We start from the raw sequence: 15052 nt of genomic DNA on the forward strand, positions 1-15052 counted from the left end.
AGAGACTGCAATGCTGAAATGGGCGCTTATCTTCCTCGTCGTCGGCCTGATCCTCGGCGCGCTGGGCTTCGGCGGTATCGGCGGCGCCTTCGTCGGCATCGCCAAGATCCTGTTCTTCATCGCGATCGCGCTGTTCATCATCTTCGCGCTGCTCGCGCTGTTCGCGGGGAAGAAGATCAGCGACTCGATATAGGCACCCGATCGGTTTCGTTGCGGGCCGCGGCACAGCCTCTGGGCGCCGCGGCCCGCTTCGTTTAAGGGACCGCCATGAAGATCGTCACCGCCTTCGCCGCCCTCGGCCTTGTCGCCGCAACCACCGCGACCCCGGCCTTCGCCGCCCCCAACGCCTTCAGCGACCAGCTCAAGAAGCTGTCGTCGACGCAACAGCGCGCCACGCTGCGCCGCGCCGTGCTCGACGAAGGCAAATATTGCCGCCGCATCGGTCCGGTGGCCTATCAGGGCCCCTATAAGAACCTCGAAATGTGGACGGTGCGGTGCGACAAGGGCGCCGACTATGCCGCGTTCATCGGCATCGACGGATCGGTGCAGGTCAGGCCCTGCAGCGACCTCGCCTCGCTGAAGCTGCCGACCTGCCGCTTGCCCAAGGCGCCTGCGGCGAAATAGGCGTCAGGCGCCCATCGCGACCAGGAAGACGAAGAAGATCAGCGCCGCGGTATAGGCCGAGACGATCAGCGCGAAGGTGCGCCAGGTCGCGCCGAACCGGCCGAGGCCGTAGGTGCCCTTGAGCTGCCGGTACATGTGCCAGGGCGGGAAGAACAGCAGCACCATCCCGATCAGCAGGCCGGGAAGCCCGACCGCCGAGGCGAGGCTGAGCGCGACCACCATCAGGGTCATCGCCGCCAGCGAATAGGTGGCGAAGACGGCATGATCGTACATGCCGACGTCGCGCCGGAACAGGAACAGCACCCAGATGAAGGGCAGCGAGATCGGGATCAGCGCCCAGGAGAATTTATAGGCGCTCGACTGGAGCTTGTAGGCGGTCAGCTCCGGATTGGCGGCGGCATGGCGGATGATGTGATCGACCCCGGGAACGCCGGTCCTGAGGCCGGCCTCGTCGACGTCGACCGGTTTCGTCCGGACGTCAGGCTTGAGCACGCCCTTCGTCACCAGCCGCAGCTCGGCCTGCTCGGTGGTCAGGTCGCCGAGCCGTTCGTTAAGCGCGGGCGTCCTGCCGCCCTTCGCCTTGAGCGCCGCCTTCTCGGCCTGGAGCTTCCCGATCTCGGCCTCGACCGTGGCGAGACGGTTGGCGGCGTCGGTCCGCGCCTTGGCCATCGCCGTCGCGTCGGTGGCGCTGACCGGCCCGAACGGCCCGCCGATCAGGCCGAACACCGCGACCATCAGGAAGACCGAGAAGAGGAACAGCGCCATCGGCGAGACGAAGTTGACCCGCTCCCCCGCGATGTAGCGGCGGGTGACCTCGCCGGGCCGCCAGAACAGCAGCGGCAGCGTGTGCCAGGTGCGCCCCTCGAAATGGAACACGCCGTGGAGGATGTCGTGGAACAGCGCGCCCGCGGTGCGGTGGATGTGCCCCGCCTGCCCGCAGGCATGGCAATGCGCGCCGAGCAGACGGGTCCCGCAGTTCAGGCAGGCGTCGCCATGGCCGTCCTGCGCTGCGCCGCCGCCGTCTTTCCGGCCGCCGCCGTCGACCGCATGCGCGACGACGGCGCCCGTCGCGACATCGGCCATCGCTTCGAATTCCCCTGACATGGTCGAAAACTAGCATCGCAGGCGGCCGAGCGCGAGAGGGCTTTGGGTTGGGTCGGCGCGGCCAATATGCTAGGGGCGGCGCATGACCGAAGCCGTTGCCATCCGCCCCGCCGACACCCCCAGCGCCTCCGCCCCAGAGGATTCCGCCGCGCTGATCGCGGACATGGGCCGGCGCGCGCGCGCCGCCGCCGTCCGGCTGGCGGGGACGCCGACCGCCGACAAGGCGAAGGCGCTGGTCGCGGCCGCGAAGGCGATCCGTGCCCGGGCCGGCGCGATCCTCGCCGCCAATGCCGAGGATGTGGCCCGCGCGCGGGCGAACGGGCTGACCGCCGCGCTGATCGACCGGCTGACGCTCGATCCCGCGCGGCTCGAGGGCGTCGCCGCCGGGCTGGAGGCGGTCGCCGCCCTGCCCGATCCGGTCGGCCAGACGATCGACGAGGCGCGCCGCCCCAACGGGCTGCTCCTCCAGCGCGTCCGGGTGCCGCTGGGCGTGATCGGCATCATCTACGAAAGCCGGCCCAACGTGACCGCCGATGCGGGTGCGCTGTCGCTGATGTCGGGCAATGCCTGCATCCTGCGCGGCGGATCGGAGGCGACCGCCAGCAACCACGCGATCCACGCCGCGCTGCTCGACGGCCTGCGCGCCGCGGGCCTGCCCGAGGACGCGATCCAGCTCGTTCCCACCACCGACCGCGCCGCGGTCGGCGCGATGCTGGCGGCGCAGGGGCTGATCGACATCATCGTCCCGCGCGGCGGCAAGAGCCTGGTCGCGCGCGTCCAGGACGAGGCGCGCGTGCCGGTGCTCGCCCATCTCGACGGCATCGTCCATCTCTACATCGACCGCGCGGCCGACGCCGCCAAGGCGGTGCCGCTGGCCGTCAACGCCAAGATGCGCCGCACCGGCGTCTGCGGCGCGACCGAGACGCTGCTGCTCGACCGCGCCTATGGCGCGCCGGGGGCGATCGTCGCCGCGCTGATCGAGGCCGGCTGCGAGGTGCGCGGCGATGCCGAGGCACGCGGGCTCGATCCCCGCATCCTGCCCGCCGCCGACAGCGACTGGGACTGCGAATATCTCGACAGCATCGTCTCGGTGGCGATGGTCGACGGCGTCGAGGGCGCGATGGCGCACATCGCCCGCCACAGCTCGCACCATACCGATGCGATCGTCACCGAGGACCAGGCCGTGGCCGACCGCTTCCTCGCCCAGGTCGACAGCGCGATCGTGATGCACAACGCCTCGACCCAGTTCGCCGACGGCGGCGAGTTCGGGCTGGGCGCCGAGATCGGCATCTCGACCGGCCGCCTCCACGCGCGCGGCCCGGTCGCGCTGGAAGGGCTCACCACCTATAAATGGCTGGTGCGCGGATCGGGGCAGTTGCGGCCATGATCCCGGACGACCAGCCGAAGCGCGCCAAACGCGCCGTATCGGGTGGCGTCTATGTGATCCTGATCACCGGCTTTCTCGCCCTCACCCAGATGGGTTTGAACTATAACAGCCCATCGGCGTGATACTGGTCATCGCGATCGGACTGCTGACGATCGGCGGCGCCTGGGCCCTGGCGCGCTTCATACGGAAGCATGGCGTCGAGGTCGGCGAGGCACGGTTCGACACGCGCAACCCGGACGATCGTCAACCCTGAGGCGGATGAGGCCATGAGCGACGAGAAGCTTCCACCGGAAACCAAGCTTACCCGCACCAAGCGCGCCTGGGCGGACAAGCGCAAGTTCATCACCGGTACGGCGGCCCGATCCGAGGAGAACCGCCTGCCGCCTGGCCAGCATGTCGTCCGCGACTGGCCCGTGCTCGACCTCGGCAAGCAACCCGACATTTCCCGCGAGCGGTGGAAGCTCAAGATCGCGGGGATGGTCGACCGTCCGGCGACGCTCGACTGGGCCGCCTTCATGGCCCTGCCGCAGACGCAGGCGCGCTCGGACATCCACTGCGTCACGAGCTGGTCGCGCTACGACAACGACTGGACCGGGGTCGCCACCCGCGACCTGCTCGACCTGGTCGGGCCGCGTGACGAGGCGGGCCATCTGATGCTGCACGGCTATGACGGCTATACCACCAACGTCCCGCTGGCCGATTTCGCGGCCCCGGAAGCGATCCTCGTCCACAGCTGGCAGGGCAAGCCGCTTACCCGCGAGCATGGCGGGCCGGTCCGCCTGGTGATCCCGCACCTCTATTTCTGGAAGAGCGCCAAATGGATCGGCGGGATCGACTTTCTCGGCGCGGACAAGCCGGGCTTCTGGGAAGTGAACGGCTATCACATGCGCGGCGACCCCTGGGCCGAGGAACGCTATAGCTGACGGGCTGGGCGTGCTTCAGGGCCCGCTTCAGGCCGTGGCCTCGCGCCGCTCCGCCACCCGTTGCCCACCGGCCGCGCCCGCGATCAGCTCGAACGACTTCAGCCGCAGCGCATGGTCGTAGACGTCCGACACGATCATGAGTTCGTCGGCGCCGGTCTCCGCGACCAGCGCGTCGATGCCCGTAGCGACGGTCTCGCGCGATCCGACGATCGAGCGCGCCAGCATCTGCTGCGCCTGGAAGCGCTCGGCCGGCGACCAGTAGCTCTCGATATCGTCGATCGGCGGCTGGCTCAGCGTGCGGGCGCCGCGGAAGATGTTGGCGAAGGACATCTGCTGGGTGGTCGCCAGCCGCCGCGCCTCCGCATCGGTGTCGGCGGCGACGATGTTGACGCCGACCACCGCATAGGGACGGTCGAGCTGCGCCGACGGCTTGAAGCGATCGCGATAGATGCGCAGCGCGTCCATCAGCTGCTGCGGCGCGAAATGCGAGGCGAAGGCGTAAGGCAGGCCCAGTTCGGCGGCGAGCTGGGCGCCGTAGGTGCTCGATCCCAATATCCACAGCGGCACGCGCGTGCCGGCCGCGGGCACGGCCTGGACCTGCTGGTCGGGCCGCACCGGTTCGAAATAATGCTGAAGCTCGAGCACGTCCTGCGGGAAGCTGTCGGCATCGTGCCGGCGGCGCAGCGCGCGCACGGTCAGCTGGTCGGTGCCCGGCGCGCGGCCCAGGCCGAGATCTATCCGGCCCGGATAGAGCCGGGCGAGCGTGCCGAACTGCTCGGCGATGATCAGCGGCGAGTGGTTGGGCAGCATGATGCCGCCCGCGCCGACCCGGATCGTGCTGGTCCCGGCGGCGACGTGCGACAGCACGATCGACGTCGCGGCGCTGGCGATGCCCGCCATGTTGTGATGCTCGGCCACCCAGAAGCGGCGATAGCCCCAGCCTTCGGCATGGACCGCCAGATCGCGGGCATTGTCGATCGCCCCGCGGGCATCGGTGTCTTCGGTCACGCGGACCAGATCGAGGATGGATAGGGCGACCATGGGAACTCCTGTTCGGATATATGTAGGTCGCGGGGCCGGCAAAACCACCATGATCGGCGATAGACTGTCTGTCGGACCTGTAAGCTAATCTCGTTTGTGGAGACGGCCGGCCCGTCCCACCTTCGCTGCACTCCCCTGTGCGAGAACCACGCGATGTCCGTCGCCGCCAAAGGATCGTCCCGCTATCTCGGCAGCTTCGGCCTGCAGGTGCTGACAGGCATGGCGGTCGGCGTTCTGCTCGGCCTCGCCGCCCGCACGATCGGTCCGGTCGGCGGCGCGCCCAACGGACTGGCGCAGACGCTGGACCTGGTCGGCGCGATCTTCGTCCAGCTGCTCAAGACGCTGGTGCCGCCGCTGATCTTCGCGGCGATCGTCAGCTCGATCGTCAACCTGCGCGACCTCAACAACGCCGCGCGGCTGGTCGGACAGACGCTGCTCTGGTTCGCGATCACCGCGCTGATCGCGGTGACGCTCGGCATCGGCCTGGGCCTGCTGATCCAGCCGGGCGTCGGGTCCGGCGCGATCCCGGCCGAGGCCGTGACGCCCAAGACGATCGGGAGCTGGCTCGACTTCCTCAAGGGCCTGGTGCCCTCCAACATCCTCGGCATCGCCGCGACCAGCAAGACCGGCGACGACGGCACCGTCACCACGACGCTGGGCTTCAACGCCCTCCAGATCATCGTCGTATCGATCGCGGTCGGCGCGGCGGCGCTGCGCGCGGGGGCGGCGGCCGAGCCCTTCATCGGCTTCGTGCGCGGGATGCTCGCGATCATGCGGCGGCTGCTCTGGTGGGTGATCCGGCTGACCCCGATCGGCAGCGCCGGGCTGATCGGCACGGCGATCGTCAAATATGGCTGGGACGCGCTGGCCGGGCTCAGCGCCTATGCCGCCGCCATCTATATCGGCCTCGCGATCATCCTGCTGCTCGTCTACCCGGCCCTGCTGCTGCTCAACGGGATCAGCCCGCGCCGCTTCTTCACGGGCGCCTGGCCAGCGATCCAGCTCGGCTTCGTCTCGCGATCGTCGGTCGGCACCCTGCCCGTCACCGAGCGGTCGGCCGAGATGCTCGGCGTCCCGCGCAGCTATGCCTCCTTCGCGGTGCCGCTGGGATCGACGACCAAGATGGACGGCTGCGCCGCGCTCTATCCGGCGGTCTCGGCGATCTTCGTCGCGCAGTTCTACGGCCTGCCGCTCGGCCTGACCGACTATGGCCTGATCGTCTTCACCTCGGTGCTCGGATCGGCCGCGACCGCCGGGCTGACCGGCGCGACGGTGATGCTGACCCTGACGCTGTCGACGCTCGGCCTGCCGCTCGAAGGCGCGGGGCTCCTGCTGGCGATCGACCCGATCCTCGACATGGGCCGCACCGCGATCAACGTCGCCGGCCAGATCCTGGTGCCGATGATCGTCGCCAAGCGCGAGGGCATATTGGAGGAACCGGTGCCGGAGGGCGTGCTGGCGGCGGAGGCGTGACCTTGCCTTCCTCCGGTCGCCGCCGTCGGTAGCCGGAGAGGGAGAAGGGGGACGGTAGCCAGGCCGCCCCTACGACCGCAGCGACAACCGCCAGCCGAGTGAGATGCGCCAGTCCTTGCCGTAGCCCGCATAGGGCCGGTCGATCGGCTTCGCCGCCTCCAGGAACAACGCCGCCTTGGTGGTATAGCTCAGCCGCACGCCGCCGCCCGCCGAGGCGAGGTCGAAGGTGCCGCCCGGAAAGGGCCCGCGATCGAGGATGCGCAGCTTCGCCGCGTCGACGAAGCCGTAGACCTCCGTATTGCCGAAGGTCTTCGACGTCATCAGGGGCTTCACCGCCAGCTCGAACAGGCCCGCTACGCCGCGATCGGCGCTGAGCACAGCCACCTCGAACGCCCTGCCATAGTCGTCGCCGCCCACCGCGAAGCGTTCGGCGGCGGGGAGCCGGTCGCGGCTATACTGGCCGTTGACGCGGAGCCGGGCGACGATCCGCTTGCCCACCGCCTGATCGATGCTGGCGCGGGCGTTCACCTTGCGGAATTTCGTCTCGGCCAGCAGCGCGGTGACCCTTGCCCCCAGCGCGTCGAAGCCCTGGCTGAGGGTGACGCCGCCGGTCAGGGTGCGCTTCGGCAACGCCTCGACATAGCCGAGCGCGACGCGGACCGCGCGGGTACGCTCGCTGGCGATCAACTGGCCGAAGGCGGCATTGTCGCTGTTCAATCCGTCGACCCCGACCGAGGCGGTCAGGTTGCGCCGGTAATCGCGGATCAGCGGATAGCTGTAGGTGATCCCGGCAATCTCCGCATTGCCGGTGATCGGCGAATTGCGCGGCCTGGTCGTGAGGTAGCCGAGCGAGAGCGCGAGCCGTCCGCCGTCCTGGCCGATCGCCGTCGAATGCGTCAGCGAGGCGTAGCGGTAGTTCTTGAAATTGGCCGAGGCGCCGAGCGCGACGTCGGTCTGGTCGCCGCCGCGCAGCAGGTGGTAGAGCGATGCCTTGGCCGTGAACTCGCCGCCGCGATAGGTGGCGCCCGCGCGGTTGTCGAAGCCCGCCGAGAACAGGTTCTTCCGGTCGGTGACGGTCAGCACGACGCGGACGAGGCCGCGCCCCGATCCCGCGACGATGTCGATGTCGGTCTTCGTGCCGGGAACATCCTGGATCAGCGAGACATAGCGCTGCAGCGTCGATTTGCGCAGCGGCGCTTCCCCGGTCAGCCGGGCGGCGATCGCAGCGATCAGGCGCCGCGCCCGGCCGGTCGACTTGTCGGTGACGATCACCCGCTCGACCGCGCCTTCGATCAGGACCACCCGCAATATGCCGTCGGAAATGTCCTGGTTGGGGATCAGCACCGAGTAGAGCGCGACGTCCGCCTTCGCATAGCCGCTCGATATGGCGGCGGCGACGTCCTGGAGGGTGGAGCGAGTCGCCGGCTTGCCGATGAAGGCTTCCGCCGCCCGGGCCGCCTCGGCGGGCGCCTTGGTGCCGACGAACTGGATCGCACGGATCGCGGTGCCGCCCTGCTCGGCGCCGCCCTCGATCACCGGCGCCGCGGCGGCGGGAGCCTCGCGGGCCGGGTCGGCCATTGTCGGCGTCACCGGCTGGACGCGGTCGGCCCGGTTGCGGTCGAGGATCAGCGGCGATTGGGCCTGCGCGGCCGCGACCGGCGCGGCAAGGAACATCCCGGCCGCGAGCAGCCTGGTCGATCGCGTCATGCGTACATCCCTGTTGGAGAAAAACCGGACCGGGGGCGGAGCCTCCGCGCCGCCCCCGACGGATCAGTTGCCCCGACCGAGCAGACCGCCGACGAGACTGCCCGCGCCCGGCGTCGTCGCACCGCCCGAGGCCGAACCGGTGGCCGATCCGGTGGCCGATCCGGTCAGGGGCGCGGTCAGCCCGCCGACCGTCGCGGAGACGACATTGCCGCCCGACAGCACGCCCGCGCCGACCAGCGGACTGCTGCCGCCGTTGAGCACCGTGTTGTTGCCGACCGACACGGTGGCGAGCCCGTTGACCGGCAGCGCGCCGGCCGAACCGGCGACGGCCCCGCCGCCGCTCGCGCCCGCGACCGGGCCGACCGTGGCGGAGACGAGATTGCCGCCCGATCCGACCCCGGCGCTCGCCAGGCTGCCGGTCGTCTGGGTCGGCGAGAGCACGCTCGCACCGACCAGCGGGGTGGTACCCGCGGAGCCGAGCAGCTGGTTGCCGCCCACCGTCGCGCCGACGGCCTGGCCCGTGACGGCGCCGGCATTGCCGAGGCCCGCGCCGCCGGTGCCGCCCGGCAGCACCGCCGAGACGATCGCCGCGCTGTCGGTGCCGAGCGGCGTCGCCACCGCCTTCACGACATTGCCCGCCGCATCGACGCCGACCGTCGCGAGCGTGCCGGCATTCTGGCTGGCCGACAGGACGCTGGTGCCGACGAGCTGCGATCCGCTGCCCGGCAGGACATTCTTGCCGACGACGTTGAGCGCGACCGCTTCCCCGACCGCCGCGGTCAGCCCGTCGACCAGATAGGTCTTGCCCTGACCGGTATCGACGAGCGCCTGGCCGGTCGATTCGAGCAGCTTCGAGACCGTACCCGCAATTTGCACCGATCCGGGAACCGCGCCGTCGACTGCCTGGACCAGCGTCGGCGTCTGGCCGTTGGCGTCGAGCACGGCATTGCCCGCCGACACGAGCACCGGCCCGAGCGGGCCGGTGTTGGATGGGTTGCCGGTGTTGGCGAGCAGGCCGGTCTCGGCGACGCCGTCGGAGCCGACCAGGCCGGGAACGGGCGCCGTGGCCAGCAGACCGCTGCCCGTGCCGCCGGTGCCGGTGCCGCCTCCGGTACCGCCGGTACCGCCGCCCGAACCGGTGCCACCCGATCCGGTGCCGCCCGAGCCGGTGCCGCCCGAGCCCGAGCCGCTACCGCTGCCATTGTCGCCGCCGGTCCCGCCGGAGCCGCCGTCGCCGGAGCCGTCACCGCCGTCGACCGGGGTCGCCGGAACCTGGCCGACGCCTGCGACGCGCATGCCGCCTGTACTGTCACAGCCCGCCAGGGCGAGCGCCGCCACCGATGCCAGCAAAAGCCCGCCGGCCGACCCGAATTGTCTGGGATACATCGCAACCTCCACTGCTTTAATCCCCCAGTAATCTTCCGCGCCGGGCGGCCGTTCCGTTAGCTCCGCTTCCGGATCAAAAAGCAGCATAGGTATCTTTGCGTAGTGGAGGACAGATATGGAAACTATGCATGAACAATGCATTCGCAGGATATCGGCCGCTTTGGGGAAAGCGGACTAATCCAGATCAATGATTTGCGGAGGGGATTGGAGCTATAGGGTGGCCACTATCGGGTCTTCTCGCAACGACTTTGCCCCTTCGGTATCCGATGACGAACTGGCCGCGCTGTTGTCCGCCATCAACGCCCCTCAAGGCTGCCGTCCTCCGCCCGTCGAAAGAGAGAGGCTGCGCCATCTTTCGGATCGCTCGCTGCGATGGCGGCGGATTCAGCGCGGTATGTTCCCCGATGCGGTGTTCCGGGATTCCTGCTGGGACATCATGCTGCTCTGCTTTTCCGGACAGTTGGCCGATCGGCGGATATGCGTGAAGCAACTCCACAACGAGCTCGACCAATCGAACACGTCGCTGCTTCGCCGCATCCAGGAGCTCGAGGATGCGGGCATGATCCGGCGCGAGCGCGACGACCTCGACGGCCGGAGGACGGTCGTCCGGCTGACCGACTCGGCGGTCGCCGCGATGTCGCGCTTCTTCCAGCTGATCGGCGAAGGAATACCCCGCTGATCGCAACCCTGCGCTGTGCCGAACGTTCAACCCTTGTTCACGCCACGCTTGCGATAAACTGTGGCTGAACTAGGTTGAAGCCCGCTCCTCCGGAGCTTCAGGAAAGACAAGGCGCATCCGACAATGCCGATTCTCCGCAAGTTCCTCGCCGTCGCAGCACCGCTCGCGCTTCTGGCGGTTTCCGCGTGTACCCAGCCATTCGAGGCCAAGGTATCGCGTTTCCAGGCGCTACCGGTTCCCGAGGGCCAGACCTTCGCGGTCGTCGCCGCCGATGCGCGCAACGACGGCGGGCTGGAGTTCGCCCAATATGCCGGCCTCGTCACCCAGCGCCTGGCATCCTACGGCTATCGTCCGGTCGAGGGCGGCGCCAGGCCCGAGCTGGTCGTGAAGTTCGGCTATGGCGTCGACCAGGGCCAGCCGAAGACGGTGTCGCGCCCGACGCCCGGCCCGGCCTTCGGGCCATGGGGCGGCTGGGGCGGCCCCTATGGCCGCCGCTGGGGCTACGGATCGGCCTTCTATTATGGCTGGGACCCTTTCTGGTATGATCCCTGGTACCAGCAGATCGACACCTACACCGTCTACACCAGCCACGCCGAGATGGTGATCGAGCGCTCGGCGGACGGCAAGCATGTGTTCGAAGGCAAGGCCAAGGCCCGCTCGCTCGAGGACGCGCTGCCCAAGCTGGTGCCGAACCTGGTCGAGGCGCTGTTCACCAACTTCCCCGGCCAGTCGGGCGAGGAGGTGCGCATCACCATCGCGCCGGAGAAGAAGGGCAAATAATCGCCGGCGTGTCCGGGAAGCCGGGCACGCCGACGCGCCTCTCGTCATCCCGAACCCGGTTCGGGATCCATCGCGACACGGGCGCTGCATCGCTTATCGCGGTCAGCGCCCGATCTTTTCGGCCGGCCGTGCGCGGCCCGGGGCACGCCGGAAACAGTCGTTCACCACCGCATGCGCCCGTCACCCGGGCTTGACCCGGGGGGCCCGCTTCCCGGCCCTCAAGCCGGACGGCCAGCCGACGTGCAGAGGCGATAATTAGTCCCCACTTGGTCCCATTCGATGGAAGGGAAAGAAGCGGGACCCCGGGTCAGGCCCGGGGTGACGAGGGTGGGGACGCGTCTCGGACGTTGGGCGACGACACACCCGAGTTCGGCGGGACGGCCCTGGCCTAACCCACCACCGACAGATGCGGCCTGCCTGCGAGCGTGCCGATCCGGGCGGTCATGCCCGGCAACCGCTCGATCCGGGCGACCAGCTCGGCATCGAGCTGGAAGTCGCGGCCGAGCAGCACCTGCGCCTGGGCGCCGTCGGGCAGGATCGCCTTCAGATACATCTCGCCGCGCCCGCCGCGCTCCTCGGCCATCAGCGCCGCGAGCGCCGGCATCGTCGCCGGGTCGGCGGTCTCGACATCGATCCGCAGCCGGATCTGCTGCATCGATTCGTAGCTCTGCAGCCCGCGCACGGTAATCCGCGGGGTTTCCTCGCCCGCGCGCCAGTCGAGTTCCACCCGGAGCAGCGCGCACGCCCCCGATCGCGCCGCGCTTTCGAGCTCCGCCGAGGCATTCTCCTCGAAGCAGGTCGCGATGAACTGCCCGCTCGAATCGGAGCAGGTCGCCATCATGTAGCGCTTGCCCCGGGCCGAGGTACGGTAGCGCGCATCCTCGATCAGCGCCGACATCACCGAATTGACCCGTCCGCCGTCGACCGGTGCCGGCAGCGCGCAGAGCGCGGCGAAGCTGCGCGCGCCATTTGCCTCGGCCAGGTGGCGCACCTGGTCGGTGGGGTGCGAGGAGAAGTAGAAGCCGAAGCTCTCCTTTTCGGCCGACATGCGATCGGCCAGGGTCCAGTGGAGCCCCCGGTCGATCCGGATCGGGGCAAGCGCCGCCGGGCTGTCGCCGAACAGGCCGCCCTGCCCGCTCTCGCGCTGGTCGGCCGCGCTGGACGCATGGGCAAGGATCAGTTCGGCGGAGGCGAAGACACCGGCCCGCTCGGTCTCGATGCTGTCGAAGGCGCCGCCCCCGGCCAGGCTTTCGAGCTGGCGGCGGTTGATCAGGCGCGGATCGATCCGGTCGGCGAAATCCTCGAGATTCCGGAAGGCGCCCTTGGCCTTCCGCTCCTCGACCAGCTGCTCCATCGCCTTCTCGCCGACGCCCTTGAGCGCGCCGAGCGCATAGCGGACGAACAGCGCGCCGTCCTTCTCCTCGACCGAAAACTCCGCCTCGCTATGGCTGATGCAGGGGCCGAGGCACTGGACGCCCAGGCGGCGCATGTCATCGATGAAGATCGCCAGCTTGTCGGTCTGATGCATGTCGTAGCACATCGAGGCCGCGTAGAATTCGGCCTTGTGATGCGCCTTCAGCCAGGCGGTGTGATAGGCAACGAGCGCATAGGCGGCAGCGTGGCTCTTGTTGAAGCCGTAGCCCGCGAACTTGTCGATCAAGTCGAACAGCTCGTTGGCCTTGGCCGCGCCGATGTCGTTCCTGGCGCAGCCGTCGACGAAGCGGCTGCGCTGGGCATCCATCTCCGCCTTGATCTTCTTGCCCATCGCGCGGCGCAGCAGGTCGGCGTCGCCGAGCGAATAGCCGGCGAGGATCTGCGCCGCCTGCATCACCTGTTCCTGATAGACGAAGATCCCGTAGGTCTCGGCCAGGATGCCCTCGAGCAGCGGATGCGGATATTCGATCTCCTCACGCCCGTTCTTGCGGGCGCCGAAGGTCGGGATATTGTCCATCGGGCCGGGCCGGTAGAGCGACACCAGCGCGATGATGTCCTCGAAGCAGGTCGGGCGGACCGCCGCCAGCGTGCGGCGCATGCCTTCGGATTCGAGCTGGAACACGCCGACCGTGTCGCCGCGCTGGAGCAGGGCATAGACCTCGGGATCGTCCCAGGCGAGCGAATCGAGATCGACCTCGATCCCGCGCGCCTTCAGGAACTGGACGGCCTTCTGCAGCACCGACAGCGTCTTGAGACCGAGAAAGTCGAACTTCACCAGGCCCGCGCCCTCGACATATTTCATGTCGAACTGGGTGACGGGCATGTCCGAGCGCGGATCGCGATAGAGCGGCACCAGCGCATCGAGCCGCCGGTCGCCGATCACCACGCCGGCCGCGTGGGTCGAGCTGTGGCGCGGCAGGCCCTCGAGCTTCATCGCCAGGTCGAGCAGGCGGCGGACCTCGATGTCGCCCTTATATTCGGCGGCCATTTCGGGCACGCCGTTGAGCGCGCGATCGAGCGTCCAGGGGTCGGTCGGATGGTTGGGGATGAGCTTGGCGAGCCGGTCGACCTGGCCATAGCTCATCTGCAGCACGCGGCCGGTGTCCTTGAGCACCGCGCGCGCCTTCAGCTTACCGAAGGTGATGATCTGCGCGACCTGGTCGCGGCCGTATTTCTGCTGGACGTAGCGGATCACCTCGCCACGCCGGGTTTCGCAGAAGTCGATGTCGAAGTCGGGCATCGACACGCGTTCGGGGTTGAGGAAGCGTTCGAACAGCAGGCCCAGCCGCAGCGGATCGAGATCGGTGATGGTCAGCGCCCAGGCGACGACCGAGCCCGCGCCCGAACCACGGCCCGGACCGACCGGGATGTCGTGATCCTTGGCCCATTTGATGAAGTCGGCGACGATCAGGAAATAGCCGGGAAAGCCCATCCTGATGATGATGTCGGTCTCGAATTCGAGCCGGTCGAAATAGCCCTTCCGCTGCTCCGCGTCGGTGATGCCGAGCTTCTCCAACCGTTTCTCGAGGCCCGTGCGCGCGTCATTGCGGAGCGCTTCGGCCTCGCCCTCGCGGTCGCCCGCGAGGCTGGGGAGGATCGGCTTGCGATAGGGCGCGGAAACCGCGCAGCGCTGCGCCACCACCAGCGTGTTGGCGAGCGCCTCGGGCACGTCCTCGAACCGCTTCGCCATGTCGGCGGCGGGCTTGAGCCACAGGTCGGGCGAGCTGCGCGGCCGTTCGACCGTGTCGATGTAGGACGAGCTGGCGATGCACAGCATCGCATCGTGCGCGGCGTGGAAATCGGGTTCGGCGAAGCAGGCCGGGTTGGTCGCGACCAGCGGCAGATCGCGCGCATAGGCGAGTTCGATCAGCGCTTCCTCGGCCGCCTCCTCGATCGGGTCGTCGCGGCGGACCAGCTCGACGTAGAGCCGGTTGGGGAACAGCGCCTGCAGCGTGTCGGCATAGCTCGCGGCGGCGGTCGCCTGCTCGCCCGCCAGCAGCCGGGTCAGCGCGCCCTCGCGGCCCGCCGTCAGCGCGATCAGGCCGTCGGTGCGCCCTTCGAGCGTCGACAGCGGGATATGCGCGTCCTCATGCACCGGCCGTTCGAGATGCGCGGCCGAGACGAGCGCGCAGAGATTGTCGTAGCCCGTCATGTCCTGCGCGTAGAGCGCCAGCCAGTCGATGATCAGCTGGTCGATGCCGGGGCGCCGGATCGCCAGCATCGTGCCGATGATCGGCTGGACGCCTTCCTTCTTCGCGCCGTCGGCGAAGGCCATGGCGGCGTAGAGGCCATTGCGGTCGGTCAGCGCCGCCGCCGGGAAGCCGAGCTTCTTCGCATGTTTCGCGATCGCCTTGGGATCGATCGCACCTTCGAGCATCGTGTAGGCGGAGAAGATCCGCAGCGGAACGAAGGGTTGGTAGGCCATGGGCCCAATCTATGCGGCCGTACCGGATTCGCCACCCCCCAAGGGCGGCTTATCCACATATTCGTCAGAATGGGCCGACCAATCGAGAA

General features: G+C 69.0%; 14 protein-coding genes. 9 read left to right on the forward strand and 5 right to left on the reverse strand.

Features of this window, described 5'->3' with window-relative positions; translation table 11 throughout:
* Window positions 1-10 precede the first annotated feature (10 nt).
* Window positions 11-193, forward strand: coding sequence for a DUF1328 domain-containing protein (locus ASE22_RS22710; protein WP_056365046.1), 183 nt, complete (start codon window positions 11-13; stop codon window positions 191-193).
* Window positions 194-267: 74 nt separating this feature from the next.
* Complete coding sequence (locus tag ASE22_RS22715) at window positions 268-624, forward strand: hypothetical protein (RefSeq protein ID WP_056365049.1); 357 nt, start codon at window positions 268-270, stop codon at window positions 622-624.
* A 3-nt stretch (window positions 625-627) separates the two neighbouring features.
* On the opposite strand, the gene ASE22_RS22720 is transcribed toward ASE22_RS22715, so the two are convergent.
* The gene (locus tag ASE22_RS22720; protein WP_235537453.1) at window positions 628-1728 is read right to left on the reverse strand and encodes a DUF3667 domain-containing protein; all 1101 of its coding nucleotides are present in this window, start codon (window positions 1726-1728) and stop codon (window positions 628-630) included.
* Between the two features lie 82 nt (window positions 1729-1810).
* Here ASE22_RS22720 and ASE22_RS22725 point away from each other — a divergent pair, with 82 nt between their 5' ends.
* Genes ASE22_RS22725 through ASE22_RS22730 form a run of 4 tightly spaced genes read left to right on the forward strand, consistent with a single transcriptional unit; the run spans window position 1811 to window position 4038 of the window.
* Window positions 1811-3115 (forward strand): glutamate-5-semialdehyde dehydrogenase, encoded by a 1305-nt coding sequence (locus ASE22_RS22725; RefSeq protein ID WP_056365051.1) that lies wholly within the window; start codon window positions 1811-1813, stop codon window positions 3113-3115.
* The gene (locus ASE22_RS27890) at window positions 3112-3237 is read left to right on the forward strand and encodes a hypothetical protein (protein ID WP_268796349.1); all 126 of its coding nucleotides are present in this window, start codon (window positions 3112-3114) and stop codon (window positions 3235-3237) included. Before ASE22_RS22725 ends, ASE22_RS27890 begins: the two co-directional genes overlap by 4 nt.
* Window positions 3234-3368 carry a hypothetical protein gene (locus ASE22_RS27895; protein WP_268796350.1) on the forward strand — a complete coding sequence of 45 codons (135 nt, stop codon included), beginning with the start codon at window positions 3234-3236 and terminating at the stop codon, window positions 3366-3368. The genes ASE22_RS27890 and ASE22_RS27895 overlap by 4 nt, the downstream gene beginning before the upstream one ends.
* Before the next feature lie 13 nt (window positions 3369-3381).
* Window positions 3382-4038 (forward strand): sulfite oxidase-like oxidoreductase, encoded by a 657-nt coding sequence (locus ASE22_RS22730; RefSeq protein WP_056365054.1) that lies wholly within the window; start codon window positions 3382-3384, stop codon window positions 4036-4038.
* 27 nt (window positions 4039-4065) lie between these two features.
* Here ASE22_RS22730 and ASE22_RS22735 read toward each other — a convergent pair whose 3' ends face one another.
* On the reverse strand, window positions 4066-5079 hold the full coding sequence (locus tag ASE22_RS22735; protein ID WP_056365057.1) for an LLM class flavin-dependent oxidoreductase: 1014 nt from the start codon (window positions 5077-5079) through the stop codon (window positions 4066-4068).
* A 153-nt stretch (window positions 5080-5232) separates the two neighbouring features.
* On the opposite strand from ASE22_RS22735, the gene ASE22_RS22740 reads away from it, so the two are divergent.
* Entirely contained in the window at window positions 5233-6552 is a 1320-nt protein-coding gene (locus ASE22_RS22740) for a dicarboxylate/amino acid:cation symporter (protein WP_056365061.1), read from the forward strand.
* Between the two features lie 69 nt (window positions 6553-6621).
* Here ASE22_RS22740 and ASE22_RS22745 read toward each other — a convergent pair whose 3' ends face one another.
* Window positions 6622-8259, reverse strand: coding sequence for a ShlB/FhaC/HecB family hemolysin secretion/activation protein (locus ASE22_RS22745; protein ID WP_056365066.1), 1638 nt, complete (start codon window positions 8257-8259; stop codon window positions 6622-6624).
* Window positions 8260-8322: 63 nt separating this feature from the next.
* Window positions 8323-9645, reverse strand: a complete 1323-nt coding sequence (locus ASE22_RS22750; protein WP_056365069.1) for a hypothetical protein — start codon at window positions 9643-9645, stop codon at window positions 8323-8325.
* A gap of 394 nt (window positions 9646-10039) precedes the next feature.
* On the opposite strand from ASE22_RS22750, the gene ASE22_RS27210 reads away from it, so the two are divergent.
* Entirely contained in the window at window positions 10040-10324 is a 285-nt protein-coding gene (locus ASE22_RS27210; RefSeq protein WP_056365073.1) for a winged helix DNA-binding protein, read from the forward strand.
* Window positions 10325-10447: 123 nt separating this feature from the next.
* Entirely contained in the window at window positions 10448-11104 is a 657-nt protein-coding gene (locus ASE22_RS22760; protein ID WP_056365076.1) for a DUF4136 domain-containing protein, read from the forward strand.
* Window positions 11105-11492: 388 nt separating this feature from the next.
* On the opposite strand, the gene dnaE is transcribed toward ASE22_RS22760, so the two are convergent.
* A complete protein-coding gene (gene dnaE / locus ASE22_RS22765; protein WP_056365078.1) occupies window positions 11493-14963 on the reverse strand; it encodes a DNA polymerase III subunit alpha in 3471 nt (1156 codons plus the stop codon).
* Window positions 14964-15052 lie beyond the last annotated feature (89 nt).

Origin of the sequence: Sphingomonas sp. Root720, assembly GCF_001428605.1 — a bacterium.
In the GTDB taxonomy this organism is placed as follows: Bacteria; Pseudomonadota; Alphaproteobacteria; order Sphingomonadales; family Sphingomonadaceae; genus Rhizorhabdus.

Bases quoted from the DNA above. Each gene is read 5' to 3' on its own strand.
- ASE22_RS22720 (WP_235537453.1), bottom strand. From the start codon at position 1,728: ATGTCAGGGGAATTCGAAGCGATGGCCGATGTCGCGACGGGCGCCGTC.
- ASE22_RS22725 (WP_056365051.1), top strand. From the start codon at position 1,811: ATGACCGAAGCCGTTGCCATCCGCCCCGCCGACACCCCCAGCGCCTCC.
- ASE22_RS22715 (WP_056365049.1), top strand. From the start codon at position 268: ATGAAGATCGTCACCGCCTTCGCCGCCCTCGGCCTTGTCGCCGCAACC.
- ASE22_RS22760 (WP_056365076.1), top strand. From the start codon at position 10,448: ATGCCGATTCTCCGCAAGTTCCTCGCCGTCGCAGCACCGCTCGCGCTT.
- ASE22_RS22750 (WP_056365069.1), bottom strand. From the start codon at position 9,645: ATGTATCCCAGACAATTCGGGTCGGCCGGCGGGCTTTTGCTGGCATCG.
- ASE22_RS27890 (WP_268796349.1), top strand. From the start codon at position 3,112: ATGATCCCGGACGACCAGCCGAAGCGCGCCAAACGCGCCGTATCGGGT.
- dnaE (WP_056365078.1), bottom strand. From the start codon at position 14,963: ATGGCCTACCAACCCTTCGTTCCGCTGCGGATCTTCTCCGCCTACACG.
- ASE22_RS22745 (WP_056365066.1), bottom strand. From the start codon at position 8,259: ATGACGCGATCGACCAGGCTGCTCGCGGCCGGGATGTTCCTTGCCGCG.
- ASE22_RS22740 (WP_056365061.1), top strand. From the start codon at position 5,233: ATGTCCGTCGCCGCCAAAGGATCGTCCCGCTATCTCGGCAGCTTCGGC.
- ASE22_RS27210 (WP_056365073.1), top strand. From the start codon at position 10,040: ATGTTCCCCGATGCGGTGTTCCGGGATTCCTGCTGGGACATCATGCTG.
- ASE22_RS22730 (WP_056365054.1), top strand. From the start codon at position 3,382: ATGAGCGACGAGAAGCTTCCACCGGAAACCAAGCTTACCCGCACCAAG.
- ASE22_RS22735 (WP_056365057.1), bottom strand. From the start codon at position 5,079: ATGGTCGCCCTATCCATCCTCGATCTGGTCCGCGTGACCGAAGACACC.
- ASE22_RS22710 (WP_056365046.1), top strand. From the start codon at position 11: ATGCTGAAATGGGCGCTTATCTTCCTCGTCGTCGGCCTGATCCTCGGC.